Raw genomic sequence first — 18,460 nt, 5'->3', positions numbered from 1 at the left:
GAGGAGGCAGCGGTGAGCAAGTCCACCAGCCCACTCCCGCCGCTCAAGGGCAACCAGCGCGCGGCCAGCGATCCGCGGGCGCATGTGTGGCTGTCCGCTTCGGCCGGCACGGGCAAGACGCAGGTGCTGGCGGCGCGGGTCTATCGGCTGCTGCTGCGCGGGGTCGATCCGTCCGCGATCCTGTGCCTCACCTTCACCAAGGCCGGCGCGGCGGAGATGGCGGGGCGGATTGGCGCGCGGCTGGCGGCGTGGGTGCGGATGCCGGACGTCGATCTCGCGCGCGATCTGGAAGCGCTCGGCGAGAGCGGCGATCCGGCGATGCGCGAGCGGGCGCGCAAGCTGTTCGCGCGGGTGCTCGATGCGCCGGGCGGGGGCATCCGCATCCAGACCATCCACAGTTTCTGCCAATCATTGCTCGCCGCCTTTCCGGTCGAGGCGGGGCTCGCGGCGGGGTTCCGACCGCTCGAGGCGCGCGAGGAGGCGGTGCTGGCGCGCGAGGCGCTCGCCGAGATGCTGGCCGAGGAGGAACGCAACGGCCGGCGCCGGCTGGTCGACGCTGTGGGGGCGTTGAGCCTGAGATTGGGCGAAGGGGATGCCGAAAAGTTCCTGCTTGCCTGCGCCCGCACGCCCGAGGCGATGACGGCGCTGCCGAGCGGGGTGCAGCCGTTCCTCAGGCGCGCGCTCGACCTGCCCGAAGGCGACATCGCCGCGGAGGTGGAGCGGTGCTGTGCGGCGTTCGACTGTGAAGCCTTGGGTGCGCTGGTCGAGCACAACCGGGCCTGGGGAACGCCACGCGGGCTGGCGCGCGTTGAGGTGGTCGAACGCTGGATCGCAGCCGATGCCGCCGGGCGGGTGGAGGGGCTGCGCGAGCTGGCCGGCGTCTTTTCCACCGCCAAGGGCTGGGCGCCGCAGGTCGACGGCTATGCCGCGCTCGTCGAGGGGCTGCGCGGGGAGTGTGCGCGGCTGCTGGGGCTGCTCGACCGCGCCGCCTATGCCGATCTGCTGGCCGGCGGGCTGGAGGCGGGGCGCGCCTATGCCGATGCCTATGTTCGTGCCAAGCGGCGGCTGGGGGCGGTCGACTTCGACGACCTGATCCGGGCGACCGTCGCGCTGCTCCAGCGGCCGGGGATGGGCGACTGGGTGCGCTACAAGCTCGACCAGGCGACCGACCATATCCTGATCGACGAAGCGCAGGACACCAATCCCGAGCAATGGGCGATCGTGCGGGCGCTGGCCGACGAGTTCTTCGCGGGCGAGGGCGCGCGGGCGGGGGTGCAGCGCACACTGTTCACGGTCGGCGACTACAAGCAGGCGATCTTCGGCTTCCAGGGGACGAGCCCGGTCTATTTCGCGGCGGCGCGTCAGTATTTCGATCGTGAGTCCAGGGCGGCGCCCGAGTTCGATGCCGATGCGCGGCCACTCGATACCTTGTCCCTGAGCCACAGCTTCCGATCAACGCGGCCGGTGCTGGAATTCGTCGACGCCGCGATCGCCGCGCTGCCGCCGCCCGGCATGGGGACGGAGATAGAGGGCGGCCATGCGAGCGAGGTCAAGGGCCCAGGCCGTGTGACCTTGTGGGCGCCGACCGAAGCCGGCGGCGAGGACGACGACGAGGAAGGCTGGATCGACGACGCGACGCGCCGGCACGCGGGGCGGATCGCGCGGACCGTGAAGTCGTGGGTCGGGAGGCTGCGGCTCGACAGCAAGGGCCGGGTATTGCGGCCCGAGGACGTGATGATTCTGGTCAAGAGCCGCGGCGAGCTCGCCTCGCTGATCGTCGCGCGGCTCTATGCCGAGGGGGTGCCGGTGGCGGGTGTCGATCGGCTGCGGTTGACGGCGCCGCTGGCCGTTCAGGACCTGCTCGCGGCCGTGCGTTTCGCGCTCCAGCCGGACGACGACCTCAGCCTCGCCAGCCTGCTCGTTTCGCCGCTGATCGGCTGGAGCCAGGGCGAGCTGATGACGGCGGCGCTGCGCGAGCGCGGGAGCCTGTGGCGGCACCTGCGCGCGACGCAGGGCGAGGACCGGCTGGCGCCGCTGACGGCGATCCTCAACCGTGCGGACTTCACCACGCCCTATCGGTTTCTGGAGGAGTTGCTGTCGGGTCCGCTGGACGGGCGGCGCAAGCTGCTCCGGCGGCTGGGCGAGGAAGCGCGCGATCCGATCGAGGAGCTGCTCAACGCGGCGTTGGCGTTCGAGGGCACCGCGACGCCGTCGCTCCAGCGCTTCCTCGACTGGTTCGATCGCGGCGAGGTGGAGATCGTGCGCGATCCCTCGCAGCCGCTCGATGCAGTGCGGGTAATGACCGCGCATGGCGCCAAGGGACTGCAGGCACCGCTGGTGATCCTGGCCGACGCCACCGCCGATCCCGGGGATTCGCCGCGCTCGCTGGTCAAATGGGCGCCGGAGGGATTCGACCATGCGTTGCCGATCTTCCGGCCGCGCAAGGAAGAGCGCACCGATGGGCCGCTGGAGACGGTGCTCGATCAGGCAGATGCGCGCGAACTGGAGGAGCATTGGCGGCTGTTCTACGTCGCGGCGACGCGGGCCGAGGAGCAGCTCGTCGTCGCTGGCGCGCTGAGCCCGCGGAAGAAGGGGCAGGCGCCGGCGAACAGCTGGTATGCGGCGACGGCGCGAGCGCTGGATACGCTCGGCGTGGCGGAGGCGTCGGGCGAGCGGGTGTTCGACGGGCTCGAACCCCAGCCGCCGGTCAAGGATCGCGAGCCATTCGCGGCAAGCGTTGCGCCGGTGGCGGCGCTGCCCGGCTGGGCGCGGCGGCCGGCGCCGCAGGAAGCGCGGCCGCCGCGCCCACTGGCGCCCTCGGCGATCGGCGACGATGCGGTGGCCGATCCGCCGCCTACCGCCGCGACGCGGGCGGCGGCCGAGCGCGGGCGGCTGCTGCACGCGCTGTTCGAGCGGCTGCCGGCGGTGGCGCCGGAACTCAGGGCCGAGGCAGCGGAGCGATGGCTCCTGCGCTCCGGCGGGGTCGAGGACGCAGGAGCGCGGGCGGAGATCGCCCGGGCGGCACTGGCGGTGATCGACGATCCGCGCTTCGCCGGGTTGTTCGGGCCGGATTCGCTCGCCGAGGCGCCGATCGCCGCGACGGTGGGCGGGCTCGTGGTCTCGGGCACGGTCGACCGGCTGGTCGTGACGGACGAGGTGATCCGGGTCGCCGACTTCAAGACCGGACGGCGGGCGCCGGCGTCGGAGGCGGAGATTCCGCCGCATCACCTCAAGCAGATGGCGGCCTATGCCGCGGCGCTGGCGGTGATCTTCCCCGGGCGGCGGGTGGAGGCGGTGCTGCTCTACACCGCCGGTCCGACCTTGTTCCCGCTGACGCCGGAGCAGCTCGCGGCGCACAAGCCGGAATTGCCGGCCACGGAGCAAAGCTTGTTGCCCGACGCTTGAGCGCCGCCGCGCTCATGCATAGATTACAGGCCAACTCCCAAGGAGACACGAGACAATGGCGACCAAGGCGATCACCGACGACAGCTTCCAGAGCGACGTGCTCAACGCGGACGGCGCGGTGCTGGTCGATTTCTGGGCGGAATGGTGCGGCCCCTGCAAGATGATCGGCCCGAGCCTGGAGGAACTGTCCGACGAGCTGGGCGAGCAGGTGACGATCACCAAGCTCAACATCGACGAGAATCCGGAGACGCCGGGCAGCTACGGCGTGCGCGGCATCCCGACGATGATCCTGTTCAAGAACGGCCAGCCGGTCGCGACCAAGGTCGGTGCGGAGCCCAAGGGGCGCATCAAGGCCTGGCTCGAGGGTGAATTGGCGTAAGAGTCGCTTGCCATCAATCAATACCGTCACCCCGGCCTTGTGCCGGGGTCCACTCGTCCGCCAGCGAGCAGCTAGAGGCTCGAGCGACGGGTCAGCCGCCCGGTGGACCCCGGCCTTCGCCGGGGTGACGGGGTAGGCAAGGCATTAGCCCGCTAGTTCCGGGCCTTTTTTGGGGCGGACGCCTCAAGTCAGCGGGATCATCACCTGCGCGGCATAACCGGGTCGCGACTGGAGCCGGCGGTACCAATCCGCGACGTGCGGCATCTCCGGGCGGTCGATCGCCAGCGTGAACCAGGTGTGGGCATAGACGCCCATCGGGATGTCGCCGATTCCGAACTCGGCGCCCGACAGCCACGGCGACGCGGCAAGCTGCGCATCGATGATCCGCATCAGCCGCGCAGCAGCTTCGGCCGCCTCCGCCACCGCGGTCATGTCGCGCTCGCCTTCCGGCCGGCGGATCAGATTGACGAAGGCCGGAAGCTGCGCGCGGGCATAGGTGAACTGCCAGTCCATCCAGCGGTCGGCCATGGCGCGCGCCGCCGGATCGGCCGGCCACCAGCGCTCGCCGCCGTAGCGCGCGGCGAGGTAGCGCAGGATCGCGTTCGATTCCCACAGCACGACCTCGCCATCCTCGATGGTCGGGATCAGCGCGTTCGGGTTCTTGGCGCGATAGGCATCGTCCATGCCGAACTGGCCGCCGATGTCGTGACGGACGTAGTCGAGGCCCAGCTCCTCCGCGAGCCAGGCGACCTTCTTGACGTTGTGCGAGTTGAGCCGGCCCCAGATCGTCAGCATCGCGCTCAGCTCCTGTAGTCGGCGTTGATCGAGATATAGCCGTGGGTCAGGTCGCACGTCCAAACCGTGGCGCGGCCCTCGCCGAGGCCGAGATCGACGCCGATGCTGATCTCCCGGCCCTTGAGATGGGCGGCGACCGGGGCCTCGTCATAACCTTCGACCGCAAGGCCTCCCCGTGCCACTTGGGTATCGCCGAAGCGGATCGCGAGCCTGTCGCGCTCGGCGGGCTCGCCGGCCTTGCCGACGGCCATCACCACGCGGCCCCAATTGGCGTCCTCGCCGGCGATGGCGGTCTTGACCAGCGGCGAGTTGGCGATGCTCATCGCGATGACATGGGCGGAGCGGTCGCTCTCGGCGCCCTCGACGCTGATCTCGATCAGCTTCGACGCGCCCTCGCCGTCGCGGACGACGAGCTGGGCGAGCTCCATGCACAGCTCCGACAGCGCGGCGACGAAGGCAGGCGCGCCTTCGTCCTCCTCGCTCGCGAGGGGGGCGTTGCCCGCCTTGCCGGTGGCGAAGGCGAGCACGGTATCGCTGGTCGAGGTGTCGCTGTCGACGGTGATGCAGGAGAAGGTCTTGCGGTTCGCCGACGACAGCGCAGCCTGGAGAAAACCCGGCTCGACCGCGGCATCGGTGAAGATGAAGCCGAGCATCGTCGCCATGTCCGGCGCGATCATGCCCGAGCCCTTGATGATGCCGACCAGCCGCACGTCCTGGCCGCCGACGGTCGCGCGCCGTTCGGCGACCTTGGCGAAGGTGTCCGTCGTCATGATCGTCTCGGCGGCCGCGGTCCACGAGCAGGGCTCGGCGGTGAAGGCGGCGTCGAGGCCGGCCTCGGCCTTGTCGATCGGCAGGGGCACGCCGATCACGCCGGTCGAAGCGACGAACACGTCGGAAGGCTCGCAGCCGAGATGCGCGGCGGCGCGCGCGGCGATCGCCTCGACCGCGGCGCGGCCGCGATTGCCGGTAAAGGCGTTGGAATTGCCGGCGTTCACCACCAGCGCCCGGGCGCGTCCGAGCACCAGCGCCTTGCGGCACCATTCGACCTCGGGCGAGGGACAGCGGCTCTGCGTCAGCACGCCGGCGACGGCGGTGCCCTCATCGAGCGTGACGAAGGTGAGGTCGCAGCGATCCCACGCCTTGTAGCGCGCGCGGGCGACGCGAGTGGTGACGCCAGGGATGGGCGCGGGCTCGGGGGTGGAGGCGGGGGCGAGGGGGGAGCGAGTCATGTCCGCTCCCCTAAGGCCCGTCGATATTCGGTGTCGAGAGCGTCTCTACGACGGCCGCCTGCCGTTCGCCTCCGCTTGCAATGTAGGATTTCGCCTGCTTGGCTCGCCCAGCCCGAGCTGCGCGAGCGCCGGTCTGCTCTTTGATTCCGTCAATCCTTTACCGCGCAGCGTCGCTGTAGCGTCCGTGCCGCGCTGCTGCAGCGTCCCTGGCGCGTCGCCGTCGCGTCCGTGTCGCGATCATGCCGCGTTCCCGGCGTATCGGCTCGCACGCACATGACCTGAGTCAACTTAGTCAACATTTTCGGAAGACGCCGGCACCGGAAGGCCTCGTCCGGAGAGGCTCGATCTACCTATGACTTTCGTGACCTTCGACGGATTTCCGCGGGTTTCGGCGCCTGCCGTTTCCCGCGATCGACGAAATGGTGGACGATGGGGCGGAGCGTCATTATGTCGCGCTGACTTGAGATGACGGAACTGTTCCTTCTCCTGAGCGCGCTGATCTGCGGCATCACCGGCACCGTCCGGACCGTAGTCGTGCGCGCACCGGAGATTGTGGTGGCCTCGCAGGTCGCAGGTGTCGCGATCGGCGGCATGCGCGCTGCGGCGGTGCGGGCCTATGCACTGACGACGAACCGCATCGTGGCACCGCGACCCGATGGCTATGTCACGCCGGCAGTGCTGGTGCTGACCGAGCGGCCGCTGGTTTCCTTCAGCCGTCTCGTGCCGGAGCGTCGGCGCGAATAGCTCCGGGCGGGCGCTTCGGCGCCGGCTTTCCCAATCGGCTTGATCCTGGCGCGCCCTTAGCGGGGCAGCGCTCCATATTTCAAAGGTTTACGCTCATGCTCGGCGGTATTGCCAAGTCCCTGTTCGGGTCGTCCAACGACCGTTACGTCAAATCGCTCCGCGGCATCGTCGACAAGATCAACGGCTTCGAGCCGGCGATGCAGGCGATGTCGGACGAGGAACTCGCCCAGCAGACCGCACGCTTCCGCGAGCGGCTGGAGAATGGCGAGAAGCTCGACGCCATCCTGCCCGAGGCCTTCGCTACTGTGCGCGAAGCGGGTGTGCGCGTGCTCGGCATGCGCCACTTCGACGTGCAGATGATCGGCGGCATCGTGCTCCACCGCGGCGAGATCGCAGAGATGCGCACCGGCGAGGGCAAGACGCTGGTCGCGACGCTCGCGACCTACCTCAACGCGCTGCCGGCGACCGGCGTGCACGTCGTCACCGTCAACGACTATCTCGCCCGCCGCGACGCCGAGTGGATGGGGCAGATCTACCGGTTCCTGGGGCTCAGCGTCGGCGTGATCGTGCCCAACCTCAGCGACCATGAGCGGCGCGAGGCATACCACTCCGACATCACCTACGGCACGAACAACGAGTTCGGCTTCGATTACCTGCGCGACAACATGAAGTACGACCGCGAGGCGATGGTGCAGCGGCCCTTCAACTTCGCGATCGTCGACGAGGTGGACTCGATCCTGATCGACGAGGCACGCACGCCGTTGATCATCTCGGGGCCCACGGACGACAAGTCCGAGCTCTACATCTCGGTCGACGCGATCGTGAAGCAGCTCACGTCCGACGATTACGAGAAGGACGAGAAGCAGAAATCGATCATCCTCACCGAGGACGGCACCGAGAAGGCCGAGCGCATGCTCGAGGCGGCCGGGCTGCTGCAGGGCGCCAACCTCTACGATTTCGAGAACACGCAGGTGGTCCACCACCTCAACCAGGCGCTGCGCGCGAACATGATGTTCAAGCGCGACACCGACTATATCGTCAAGGACGGCAAGGTCATCATCATCGACGAGTTCACCGGCCGCATGATGGACGGCCGGCGCTGGTCGGACGGCTTGCACCAGGCGGTGGAGGCCAAGGAAGGGGTCAACATCGAGCCCGAGAACCAGACGCTCGCCTCGATCACCTTCCAGAATTATTTCCGCATGTACCCGAAGCTCAGCGGCATGACCGGCACCGCGGCGACCGAGGCGGCGGAGTTCTACGACATCTACAAGATGAACGTGGTGACCATCCCCACCAACGTGCCGGTCCAGCGCATCGACGAGGACGACGAGTTCTACAAGGACACGCAGGACAAGTTCAAAGCGATTGCGAAGAAGATCCGGGAACATGCTGAAAAAGGCCAGCCGGTGCTGGTCGGCACCGTCTCGATCGAGAAGTCCGAGCTGCTCAGCGAGTTCCTCCGCCAGGAGAATGTGAAGCACGAGGTGCTGAACGCCCGCTTCCACGAGAGCGAGGCGCATATCGTGGCGCAGGCGGGCCGGCTCGGCGCCGTCACCGTGTCGACCAACATGGCCGGCCGCGGCACCGACATCCAGCTGGGCGGCAACGTCGAGTTCCGCATCAACGACGAACTCGCCGAAATGCCGGAAGGGCCGGAGCGCGACGCCGCGATCGAGCGGATCAAGGCCGAGGTGGCCGAGGAGAAGCAGAAGGTGCTGGCGGCGGGCGGTCTGTTCGTGCTCGGCACCGAGCGCCACGAGAGCCGCCGCATCGACAACCAGCTGCGCGGCCGCTCGGGCCGTCAGGGCGACCCGGGCCTCAGCCGCTTCTACCTGAGCCTCGACGACGACCTGCTGCGTATCTTCGGGCCGGATACGCTGTTCGCGCGGATGATGCGCTCGAACATGGCCGAGGGCGAGGCGATCGGCTCCAAGTGGCTGACCAAGGCGATCGAGACCGCGCAGAAGAAGGTCGAGGCGCGCAACTACGACATTCGCAAGCAGGTCGTCGAATACGATGACGTGATGAACGACCAGCGCAAGGTGATCTACGAGCAGCGCGCCGACATCATGGACGCGGAGACGGTCGACGATGTGGTCGTCGACATGCGCGCCGAGACGGTCAACGCGATCGTCGGCGAGGCCTGCCCGGTCGGCAGCTACCCCGAGCAGTGGAACGTCGAGGGGCTGAAGGAGCAGGTGCGCGACACGCTCGGCATCGAGGTGCCGGTCGACGATTGGCTGAAGGAGGATGCGGTCGATCCCGAGATGATCGAGGAGCGCATCCGCGAGCAGGCCGATGCGCACGTCAACGCGAAGGCGGCCGAGCTCGACGAGCAGACCTGGATCGGGGTGGAGAAGTCGATCCTGCTCCAGCATCTCGACCATCACTGGAAAGAGCATCTCGCGATGCTCGATGCGCTGCGGCAGGTGGTGCACCTGCGCGCCTATGCGCAGAAGACGCCGATCAACGAATACAAGCAGGAAGCCTTCGCGATGTTCGAGCGGATGCTCGGCAACATCCGCGAGGACGTGACCCGCACGCTGGCGCACGCCCAGTTCCGCCTGCAGCCGCCGCCCGACCTGCCCGAGCTGCCGGACTTCATCACCAGCCACCTCGATCCTTTCACCGGCGAGGACAATTCGGCCGACTGGGATGCGGGCAGCGCCGGGCTGATCGCGGCGACCCTGCCGCCGCTCGCGATCCCGCAGCCGCAGGGCGAGACGCTGCTCGGCGAGGACCCGGAGAGCTGGAAGGGCGTGGTGAGCCGCAACGCGCCGTGCCCGTGCGGTTCGGGGCGCAAGTACAAGCACTGCCACGGAGCGCTATAACTTAAATCCTCCCCGGCACGGGGAGGGGGACCGCCGCCGAAGGCGGTGGTGGAGGGGGCTCGCCGCGAGTGAATCGTCTGCCGCGCTCCCCCTCCACCAGCCTTCGGCTGGTCCCTCCCCGTGCCGGGGAGGATCGAGAAAGAAAAAGGGCCGGGGAGAACCCCCGGCCCTTCATTTTAGTGCTGCTCGCCCCGATCAGCGGCGCTGTTCGGGGAACTTGATCGTCGGACCGAGCCGCTCCATCACCGCATGAGCGTCGAAGGCGTGGACGTCCGCAGGCTTGGGCCCGCGGCCCAGCACGATCTCCGCGGCCGCGTCGTAGCGCTCGACCGTGTTCACGTCGATTGTGCGGTCCCAGAAGGGATCACCCCACCACGGATCCCACGAACGCCAGCCGAAGCCGCGGCCGTAATAGCGCCAACGCGGGCCCCAATAGCCGAAGCCCGCCCAGCCGCCGTAGCTCGGCGTCGCATAGGTGCGGGTCTGCTTGTCGGTGTCGCGGTCTGACACGATGAAATAGTCGTAGCCCTGATCGAGCGTCAGCTCGGCGGCGCGGTAGAGCAGGTAGCGCTCGACCGTCTCGCGCGAAGTGTAGCTGTTGCCGGCGAAGCTCACACGGAAGCGGTTGGGCTCGATCTGGACATCGCTGAAGCCGGTGCGGGAAAAGCCGCTGCCGGTCGCAGGATGGTAGGTCGTCGCGGTCGCGCAGGAGGCGAGCAGGGCAGCACTGGCAAGGACCGCGGCGATCACCTTGCCGCGGCGACGAGTAGGAGTCTGGTTCATCTTATCCTCCAGACGGCCGACTAAGACAGAACATGACCGGCCGTGCAAGCGTCGAAACGTTCCGAAACCGCGATAGGTCCCAGTCCGAACGGCCTGGTTCCCCTCGCAAATCAAAGGTTGACCGACGCTGAACGGAGGGGCTGGCGGCGCGATTTTTCGCGGGCGTGGCGCCGCAGGAAACGCAGGCGCAGCCGTGCCTCGCGGATCAGCGACGCCGGGAGGTCGGTCGCGCCGCGCAAGCCCGCGACGCTGGAGATGTTGCGGACGCTACGGCGGGTGGCGTTCAGCACCTCGGCGACCATCTCGTGCCGTTCGATCTCCCCTTGCTCGCGGACCAGTGACAGGCGGTGGACGGCATAGAGGCCGATCAGCCCAGCGAGCAGGAAATAGAAGTCCCAATGGCTGAGCACGAACGGGATCACGACCTGACGATAGGGGCTCGTCCAGCGCACCACCAGCTCGAGCTCGCGCGCGGCGAAGACGTCGGCGAGCAGGCCGCCGATGATCGGCGCGAGGCCCGCGGCGACGGCGGTCACCATCGCGTTGACGGCGACATAGGCGGTCGCCTCGCCCTTCGGCGAGAGCTTGAGCGCGATGTTGGTGGTGGCGAGCGTGACCCCGGCGATCGACGTGCCCATGACGATGTGGAGCATCACCAGCCAGGCGGTGACCAGCCGCTCGTCGGCGAACTGCGATGCGCCGACCATCGCCGCGATCGCCAGGATATAGGTGGGGGCGCACACCGCCAGCACCGACTTGTTGGCGAACCGGTCGCTGAGCGCGCCCCAGGTACGCAGCGCCACCAGGTTGGCGACCTGGCTGATCATGTTGAGGATCAGCACGAAGCTGATGTCGAAGCCGAGCCGGCGGACGATGAAGACGGTGAAGAAGGGCGTGGCGAAGTTGGCGGCGAACTGCCAGCTCGCCATGAATCGCAGCAGGCGGCTGAAATTGGCGTCGCGCAGCGGCCGGCCGAGCAGCTCGATCAGCGACAGCCTGCCCGGCAGCGGCGCCATCTGCGGCTCGGGCATCGCCGCGACGATGCGAGCGCTGATCAGGCCGGTGATGCACCCGATCGCGAACATCGCGGCGAAGGCGGCGTCGCGCGTCAGCGAGTGGTCGGGCGTCAAGCGGAGCGCCGCGGCGGCAGCGAGGCCCAGCGCCAGGCTGATCGAGGTCGTCCAGATGGTGCGCCGTGCGGACACGTTGCCGAGCTGCCGCTCGGGGGCGAGATCGCGGATCCAGGCGTTCCAGGCGCAGCCGCCGATCGCGCCCAATCCGCACACGACCACCTGCGCGACCAGGAAGGCGAGCAGCGCGCCGGTGCCGGAGAAGAAGGCGATGACTGCCATCACCGCCAGCATCGACCGGCCGACGACGCTCGACAGAACGGCGATGCGCTTGCGCTGGCGGGTGCGTTCGATGAGCAGGATCGCGGGGAGCTGGAGGAGCTGGGCGAGGAACGGCGCGCTGGCGAGCAGGCCGACCATCGCATTGGACGCGCCGAGATGGAGCGCGAAGGCAGTGAGGATCACGCCGGTGGTGAGCGCGGCGGTGCCGCCGGAGAAGCCGGCCTCGCCGATCATCAGGCGCAGCCCGCGCTCGCGCTCGGCTTCGCTGACATCGGGCTGGGGGAGCAGGGAGACCATGAGAAGCTACGCTGTCCGGCTGCCGAACAATCCCAACTCCCGGGCGGCGCGAGGGTGCCGAAACACAGCGGCTTCGCGCGCGTTTTTGGCACATGCCGTCGAGCGTGATCCGCCACTTCGACTATGATGCCGCCGCGCACCGGCTCGACATCGAGTTCGTGAGCGGGCGGCGCTACAGCTATCACGAGGTGCCGCCGGCGGTGGTGGAGGCGATGCGGCGCGCCACGTCCAAGGGCGGCTTCTTCAACCGCCGCATCCGCGACCGCTTCCGCTTCACGCGGGAGGCGGCTTAGCCCGTCCCGTCACCCCGGCGAAGGCGGGGGTCCACCGTGCCGATGTACTGGACAAGAAGCTCGAACGCTCAGCTTGCCGCTTGGTGGACCCCGGCCTTCGCCGGGGTGACGGTTAGAGTGTGGAGGCAAGGAACTCCTCCGCCACCGAATAGATGGCGTCGAGGTCAGCATCGTCGATGCAATAGGGCGGCATCACGTAGAGCGTATTGCCGAGCGGGCGCAGCAGCACGTCGCGCTCGCGGGCGAAGGCCAGCAGGCGCGGGGCGATCTCCGAAAGGTAGTTGCCGGTCCGGTCCGCGATCTCGAACGCGGCGATGGTGCCGAGATGGCGCGGGTTCCGCACCAGCGGATGATCGGCGAGGCGGTCGAGCCGTGCCTGCTGGCGCTCGCCCAGGCCGGCGACGCGCCCCAGCACCGGCTCCTCGCGCCAGATCGCGAGGTTGGCGTTGGCCGCCGCGCAGGCGATCGGGTTGGCGGTGTAGCTGGAGGAATGGAAGAACATCCGCGCGCGGTCGGTCGAGCGGTGCGCCTCGAAGATCGGCGCAGTGGCCATCGTCACCGCCAGCGGCAGCGCGCCGCCGGTGAGGCCCTTCGACAGGCACAGGATGTCCGGCACCACGCCGGCCTGCTCGCAGGCGAGCAATGTGCCGGTGCGGCCCCAGCCGGTCATCACCTCGTCGGCGATGAACAGCACCTCGTGCCGCGCGCAGATCGCGCGCATCTCGGCGAGGAGGGCGGGGGGATAGGTCTTCATCCCGCCCGCGCCGAGGATCAGCGGCTCGACGATGAAGGCGGCGGGCCGCTCGCGGCAATGCGCCTCCAGCGCGTCGAGCGTCGCCTGCTCACGGCTGAGCTCGGGGAAGGGAACGGTGGCGACGTCGAACAGCAATGGCTGGTACGGCTGGTTGAACACCCCACGCGCGCCGACCGACATCGTACCGATAGTATCGCCGTGGTAGCTGTGCTCCATCACCACGATGCGATGGCGCGGCCGGCCGGTGTTGGCCCAGAAGCCGAGCGCCATCTTGAGCGCCACCTCGACGCTGGTCGAGCCGCTGTCGGAGAAGAAGACGTGGCGGAGCTCGGCGGGCATGATCGCCGTGAGGCCGCGCGCCAGCGTCTCGGCCGGCTCATGTGTCCAGCCGGCGAAGATGAGCTGGTCGAGCTTCCCCGCCTGCTCGGCGATCGCCGCCATGATGCGTGGGTGGCTATGGCCGTGGGTCGTCACCCACCAAGAGGAGATGGCGTCGATCACCCGCCGCCTGTCGCGGGTATAGAGCGCGGCGCCTTCGGCGCGCTCGACCAGCGGGATCGGCTCGCCGAGGCCGTGCTGAGTGAAGGGGTGCCAGACGGGCGAGCTCATGCCGCAAAGTCAGCGAGTTTGAAATTGGCGGTGAAAGCGTGGGCAAGGGACACGCGATCGAGCGGGTTGAGGAGGGGCAGGCGGCCGAGGCGGCGCACCTTGCCGACCGCGGCGATCGTCGCCTCGCTGTCCTCGTTCGCTTCGCCGACGAAGGCGATGCCGAGCACCGGCACTTGGCGCGCCCGCAGCGCCTCCAGCGAGAGCAGGCTGTGGTTGATCGTGCCGAGCGCGGTCCGCGCGACCAGCACGGTCGGCAATGCCCAGCGCGCGAACAGGTCGGCGTAGAGCAGGCGGCGGGTGACCGGCACCAGCACGCCGCCGGCGCCTTCGATCACGAGTGGACGATCGCCGGGCGGGTCGAGACGGGCGGGGTCGATCTCGATGCCGTCGATCTCGGCCGCGCGGTGCGGGGAGCATGGGGTGGCGAGGCGATAAGCCTCGGGAAGGATGCGCTCGGGCGGCAGTCCGGAGAGGGCCGCCACCCGATCGGCATCGCTGCCGCTGTCGAGCCCGGCCTGCACCGGCTTCCAATAGGCGGCGCCCAGCGCGCCGGCGAGCGTGGCGGCGAACACGGTCTTGCCGACGTCGGTGTCGGTGCCGGTGACGACGATCGCGCGACTCATCGCAGCGCCTCCGCGAGCGCGGCGGCGAGGGCGGTCACATCCTCGCTCGTCACGTTGAGCGTCAGCGAGACGCGTAGCCGCGCGGTGCCGGCGGGGACGGTCGGCGGACGGATGCCGCGCACGTCGAAGCCCGCCGCCTGCACCGCGGCCGCGACCTGCATCGCGCGAATGTCGTCGCCGAGGATGACCGGCAGGATCTGCGAGCCGCTGCCGATCGCACCGAGCGGCACCAGCAGGTCATGGGCTTGGGCGATCAGCGCGTGCAGCCGCTTGCGACGCTCGGGCTCGGCGACGAGCAGGCGCAATGCTGCGCGGACCGTGGCCGCGATCAGCGGCGAGGGGGCGGTCGAGAAGATGAAGGCGCGGCCACGGTTGATCAGGAAGTCGCGCATGATCCGGGGACCGCAGAGCAGCGCCCCCTCGCAGCCGAGCGCCTTGCCGCAGGTGCGCAGCGTGATGATGTTGTCGCGCCCGTCGAGATGCGCCGCCAGGCCGCGCCCGTCCGGCCCGAACACGCCCGTGGCGTGGGCTTCGTCGATCAGCAGCATCGCCTCGTGCGTGTCGGCTAGCTCCGCAAGCGCATCGAGCGGCGCTTGGTCGCCATCCATGCTGTAGAGGCTCTCGACCGCGACCCACACGCGTCCGGTGCCGCCGGCGCGCCGCCACTCGGCGACCGCGTCGGCGAAGGCGTCGATGTCGTTGTGGGCGGCGGCGCGCACCTCGGCGCGACCGAGGCGCATTCCCTCGTGGGCGCTGGCATGGACCAGCGCGTCGTGGACAACGAGATCGCCACGTTGCGGCAATGTCGCCAGCAGCGCGGCATTGGCGGCATAGCCGCTCGAGAAGAACAGCGCCGCCTCGCTGCCGAAGAAGCGTGCCGCTTCCTCCTCTAGCGCCTCATGCTCGGGATGGTTGCCGCGCAATAGCCGCGATCCGCCCGAACCGAGCGGTACGCCGCGCTCCAGCGCCTCGATGGCGGCGGCGGCGAGGGCAGGGGAGGAGGCGAGCGCTAGATAGTCGTTAGACGAGAAGTCCCGACCCGCCCGCGGGATCAGGTGTCGGCTGCGGCCGCGCTCGGCCAGCGCCACGAGGTCGCGCGATTGCGGCTCCAGGTACGGCTCGGCCGCGGCGTCAAAGTGAAGGGAGTCGCGGTTCATTCGTTCACTTTGGCCCACTTATCTCCGCGGCCGCGCTGCGGCATCCGCCTGCGTCAAGCAGAGCAAATCCTATTAGGGAAGCGATTTGTTGGGGGTGCTCACTATCCCCCTCTCAGCGGGAGAGGAGAAAGGCGTATCAGTTTCACCCGTCTAATGATAATGATATTGACTTGCATTAGAGCAATCCCCTAGCGACACATCCGCGGTGTGGATGCCGTGGATCGAGTGAGGGATTTGCGCAGATGCAGCAGTGGTTCGGTTCCATCCTCCTGGCTTCGACGCTGCTCATGCCTGCCGCGGCCCACGCCTCGGCTGCCGACCCGGCGGAGGATGGAGACGATCAGGCCAAGACCGACATCATCGTTACCGGTACGGTGCAGGCGCAGAGCAGTTCAGCCACCGGCTTGTCGCTGTCGCTCAGGGAGACTCCGCAATCGGTCACCGTCGTCGACCGCCAGCGCATCGCGGATTTCGCGCTGACCAACGTCAACGACCTGTTGGACCAGACGGTCGGCATCAACGTCGAACGCGTCGAGACCGATCGCACCTATTTCAATGCGCGCGGGTTCGACGTCACCAACTTCCAGGTCGACGGCATCGGCCTGCCGCTGATCTGGGGCATCCAGTTCGGGGACCTCGATACCGCGCTGTTCGAGCGGGTGGAGGCGATTCGTGGCGCCAACGCGATCATGACCGGGGTGGGAAATCCGTCCGCCACCATCAACTATGCCCGCAAGCGCCCGACCGATACCTTCCAGGCGAGCGCGTCGGCGATGCTCGGCTCGTGGGACCGGAAGCGCGTCGAGGCAGATGTTTCGGGGCCGCTGAACGATGCCGGCACGCTGAAAGCGCGGCTGATCTTCGCGCACGAGGACAAGGATTCGTATCTCGACTTCAACCGCGTCGACCGCAACGTCTATGGTGCGATCGTTTCGTGGGACGTGACGCCGCGGCTCACCGCGACCGTCGGCTATACGCGGCAGGACAACGACGCCGATGGCGTGCTGTGGGGCGCGCTGCCGCTCACTTATTCGGACGGGACGCGGGTCGATTATCCAAGGTCGGCCTCGACGTCGGCCGACTGGACCTATTGGGACGTGACCGACCAGACCGCCTTTGCGGAGCTAGGCTATCAGTTCGCCGGCGGCTGGTCGGCGAAGGGCATCTTCACCTACAAGCGCTTCGAGGAGAATGCGGCGCTGCTGTACGGCTACAGCTATCCCAATCGCGCGACGGGGCTGGGCGTCGTCGGGTCGGCGGGCATTTATCCGTCCACCTATGACCGCTATCTCGGCGATTTCTATGCGTCGGGGCCGGTCACGCTGTTCGGCCGGGAGCACAAGCTCGCCCTCGGGGTGTCGACGGCGCGGTCCGACGCGCTCGAATGGGAGGCGAAGCCGGTTGATCCGATTGTCTTCCCCGCCGTGCAGGATTGGGGCCGCGTCCAGGTGGCGGAGCCGAGCTTTCCTGCGCCCTATCTTGCCGCCGACTACAGCGATCGGCTGACCCGCGTCTATGGCGCCGCGCACCTCAATCTCGCCGACAATCTGAAGGCGGTGGTCGGCGCCAGCGCGATGTGGCTCAAGACGACCGGCGACTCCTATGGAGTCGACCAATCGCGTAAGAACAGCGCCGTCAGCCCCTATCTGGGCGCCGTCCTCGACCTCACGCCCAACGTCTCGCTCTATGCGAGCTACACCGACATCTACAATCCGCAGGTCGAGGTGGACGTGGACAACCGCAAGCTCGATCCGGCCAAGGGCAGCAGCATCGAGGCGGGCATCAAGAGCGAGTGGTTCGACAAACGGCTCTACGCCACCGCGGCGGTATTCCGTGCGAAGCAGAAGGGGCTCGCCGAAATCGCCGGGCAGTTCACCGATCCCAACGGCCCGGGCAAGATCGGCCAGAATTATTATGTCGGCGTCGACACCACGTCGAAAGGGTTCGAGATCGAAGTAGCCGGGCGCGTCACCGATCGCTGGACGCTGAGCGGCGGCTACACCTATCTCGATATAGAGGACGAGAACGGCGATCCCACCCGGACCTGGCTGCCGACGCAGACCTTCAAGCTTGCGACCACCTATGCGGTTCCTGAGCTGAGGGATCTGAAGCTCGGCGCCCAGATGCGCTGGCAGAATGCGATCAGCTACGCCGACTCCGGCGTGCAGGGCGCCGGCATCGTCACCGGCGACGTTATCCTGAAGCAGAAGGATTATGCGGTGGTCGACCTTATGGCAGGCATCCGCCTGCTCGATCACGTGCGCGCGACGGTGAACGTCCGCAACGTCACCGACCATAAGTACCTCGCCAGCCTGATGTGGGGCCAGGCCTTCTACGCCGCCCCGCGCAGCGTGCTCGCCACGCTCAGCTTCGCCTATTGAGCCGCTATTGAGCCGCGATCTTGCGGGGACGGCCGCGCTTGCGCGGCGCCTCCCCCTCCGCTGGCGATGCTGCCGCCGGCCTGCTCTCCTTGGCGGCGAGCGCGGCGGCGATCGACTTATGGAAGCCTTCCCCCATGGCGAAGAGCTCGCTGACGAGCTGTTCGAGCCGCGCCGCGTCCCGCTGCACGAGCGCGTCGACGATCTCGCGATGCATGCTGTGGTGGTCGAGTTTCAGGTCGACGTCGCGATCGGCGAAAAGATGAGTGTAACGCTCGAGGCGGAAACCGAGGTCGGTCCAGAGCCGGACCATCAGCGGCGAACCGCATCCCGACAGCAACGTGTGGTGGAGGTTGCCGTACGCGCGCTGCCACATTTCCCGATGCTCCGGGCTGTCGAACAGCTTCGGTACCTTGAGCGAGCGGTGGAGCTGGACGACGACCGCCTCTTCCCACGCGTCGTCGCCGTTTTCGAGCGCCATCTCCAGCGTCAGGCGATAGATGCGCCGGTAGACGCTGATCAGATCGCGATATTCGGCAAGCGAGACCGGGGCGACGCGATGGCCCTTCTGATGCTCGTGCACTACCAGGCCGGTGGCCGACAGCAGCAGGATCGCCTCCCGCACGGGGCTGTGGCCGATCTTGTAGAAGGCGACGATCTGCTCGACCTTGAGCCGCTCCAGCGGTTCGAACACCCCGCGGATGATATCGCGCAGCAGCCAATAGTAGACGGCCTGGGTGGGATTGTGGTCCGGATCGACCGGGGCGACGACCGACGGGTCGGTGAAGGTGGAAACCGACGGAATCGATTCATTCATCGCCGGAATAA

General features: G+C 68.2%; 14 protein-coding genes. 6 read left to right on the top strand and 8 right to left on the bottom strand.

Annotated features, from left to right (window positions below; translation table 11 throughout):
• Positions 1-12: 12 nt before the first annotated feature.
• Both addA and trxA read left to right on the top strand, forming a co-directional pair.
• Entirely contained in the window at positions 13-3,405 is a 3,393-nt protein-coding gene (gene addA, locus LZK98_RS14445) for a double-strand break repair helicase AddA (protein WP_233783066.1), read from the top strand.
• A 55-nt stretch (positions 3,406-3,460) separates the two neighbouring features.
• Complete coding sequence (trxA, locus tag LZK98_RS14440; RefSeq protein WP_233783065.1) at positions 3,461-3,784, top strand: thioredoxin TrxA; 324 nt, start codon at positions 3,461-3,463, stop codon at positions 3,782-3,784.
• A 183-nt stretch (positions 3,785-3,967) separates the two neighbouring features.
• Here the strand turns inward: trxA and LZK98_RS14435 are convergent, their stop codons facing one another.
• Together LZK98_RS14435 and argJ are read right to left on the bottom strand one after the other, a co-directional pair.
• Positions 3,968-4,579 (bottom strand): glutathione S-transferase family protein, encoded by a 612-nt coding sequence (locus LZK98_RS14435; protein ID WP_233783064.1) that lies wholly within the window; start codon positions 4,577-4,579, stop codon positions 3,968-3,970.
• A gap of 5 nt (positions 4,580-4,584) precedes the next feature.
• Positions 4,585-5,808 (bottom strand): bifunctional glutamate N-acetyltransferase/amino-acid acetyltransferase ArgJ, encoded by a 1,224-nt coding sequence (argJ, locus tag LZK98_RS14430; RefSeq protein ID WP_233783063.1) that lies wholly within the window; start codon positions 5,806-5,808, stop codon positions 4,585-4,587.
• A gap of 465 nt (positions 5,809-6,273) precedes the next feature.
• Between argJ and LZK98_RS14425 the strand changes: the two genes are divergently transcribed.
• Entirely contained in the window at positions 6,274-6,552 is a 279-nt protein-coding gene (locus tag LZK98_RS14425; protein WP_233783062.1) for a hypothetical protein, read from the top strand.
• Between the two features lie 95 nt (positions 6,553-6,647).
• Positions 6,648-9,386 carry a preprotein translocase subunit SecA gene (secA, locus tag LZK98_RS14420; RefSeq protein WP_233783061.1) on the top strand — a complete coding sequence of 913 codons (2,739 nt, stop codon included), beginning with the start codon at positions 6,648-6,650 and terminating at the stop codon, positions 9,384-9,386.
• Between the two features lie 195 nt (positions 9,387-9,581).
• Here secA and LZK98_RS14415 read toward each other — a convergent pair whose 3' ends face one another.
• Both LZK98_RS14415 and LZK98_RS14410 read right to left on the bottom strand, forming a co-directional pair.
• Entirely contained in the window at positions 9,582-10,169 is a 588-nt protein-coding gene (locus LZK98_RS14415) for a DUF5320 domain-containing protein (RefSeq protein WP_233783060.1), read from the bottom strand.
• A gap of 110 nt (positions 10,170-10,279) precedes the next feature.
• A complete protein-coding gene (locus LZK98_RS14410) occupies positions 10,280-11,818 on the bottom strand; it encodes an MFS transporter (RefSeq protein ID WP_233783059.1) in 1,539 nt (512 codons plus the stop codon).
• A 104-nt stretch (positions 11,819-11,922) separates the two neighbouring features.
• Here LZK98_RS14410 and LZK98_RS14405 point away from each other — a divergent pair, with 104 nt between their 5' ends.
• Positions 11,923-12,111 carry a KTSC domain-containing protein gene (locus LZK98_RS14405; protein ID WP_233783058.1) on the top strand — a complete coding sequence of 63 codons (189 nt, stop codon included), beginning with the start codon at positions 11,923-11,925 and terminating at the stop codon, positions 12,109-12,111.
• 112 nt (positions 12,112-12,223) lie between these two features.
• Here the strand turns inward: LZK98_RS14405 and LZK98_RS14400 are convergent, their stop codons facing one another.
• The 3 genes from LZK98_RS14400 to LZK98_RS14390 are packed head-to-tail and all read right to left on the bottom strand — an operon-like array spanning position 12,224 to position 15,254.
• Entirely contained in the window at positions 12,224-13,474 is a 1,251-nt protein-coding gene (locus tag LZK98_RS14400) for an adenosylmethionine--8-amino-7-oxononanoate transaminase (protein WP_233783057.1), read from the bottom strand.
• Positions 13,471-14,097, bottom strand: coding sequence for a dethiobiotin synthase (gene bioD, locus LZK98_RS14395; protein WP_233783056.1), 627 nt, complete (start codon positions 14,095-14,097; stop codon positions 13,471-13,473). The genes LZK98_RS14400 and bioD overlap by 4 nt, the downstream gene beginning before the upstream one ends.
• Positions 14,094-15,254: an 8-amino-7-oxononanoate synthase gene (locus LZK98_RS14390; RefSeq protein WP_233783055.1), complete on the bottom strand. Its 1,161-nt coding sequence runs from the start codon at positions 15,252-15,254 to the stop codon at positions 14,094-14,096. Before LZK98_RS14390 ends, bioD begins: the two co-directional genes overlap by 4 nt.
• 242 nt (positions 15,255-15,496) lie before the next feature.
• Here LZK98_RS14390 and LZK98_RS14385 point away from each other — a divergent pair, with 242 nt between their 5' ends.
• Positions 15,497-17,635 (top strand): TonB-dependent siderophore receptor, encoded by a 2,139-nt coding sequence (locus LZK98_RS14385; RefSeq protein WP_233783054.1) that lies wholly within the window; start codon positions 15,497-15,499, stop codon positions 17,633-17,635.
• 4 nt (positions 17,636-17,639) lie between these two features.
• Here the strand turns inward: LZK98_RS14385 and LZK98_RS14380 are convergent, their stop codons facing one another.
• A complete protein-coding gene (locus LZK98_RS14380) occupies positions 17,640-18,449 on the bottom strand; it encodes a GntR family transcriptional regulator (RefSeq protein ID WP_233783053.1) in 810 nt (269 codons plus the stop codon).
• Positions 18,450-18,460: the final 11 nt, after the last annotated feature.

It is taken from the genome of Sphingomonas cannabina (assembly GCF_021391395.1).
GTDB lineage: Bacteria > Pseudomonadota > Alphaproteobacteria > Sphingomonadales > Sphingomonadaceae > Sphingomonas > Sphingomonas cannabina.
Note: the sequence above shows the minus strand (reverse complement) of the source record. Positions and strands in the feature narration are given on the sequence as shown.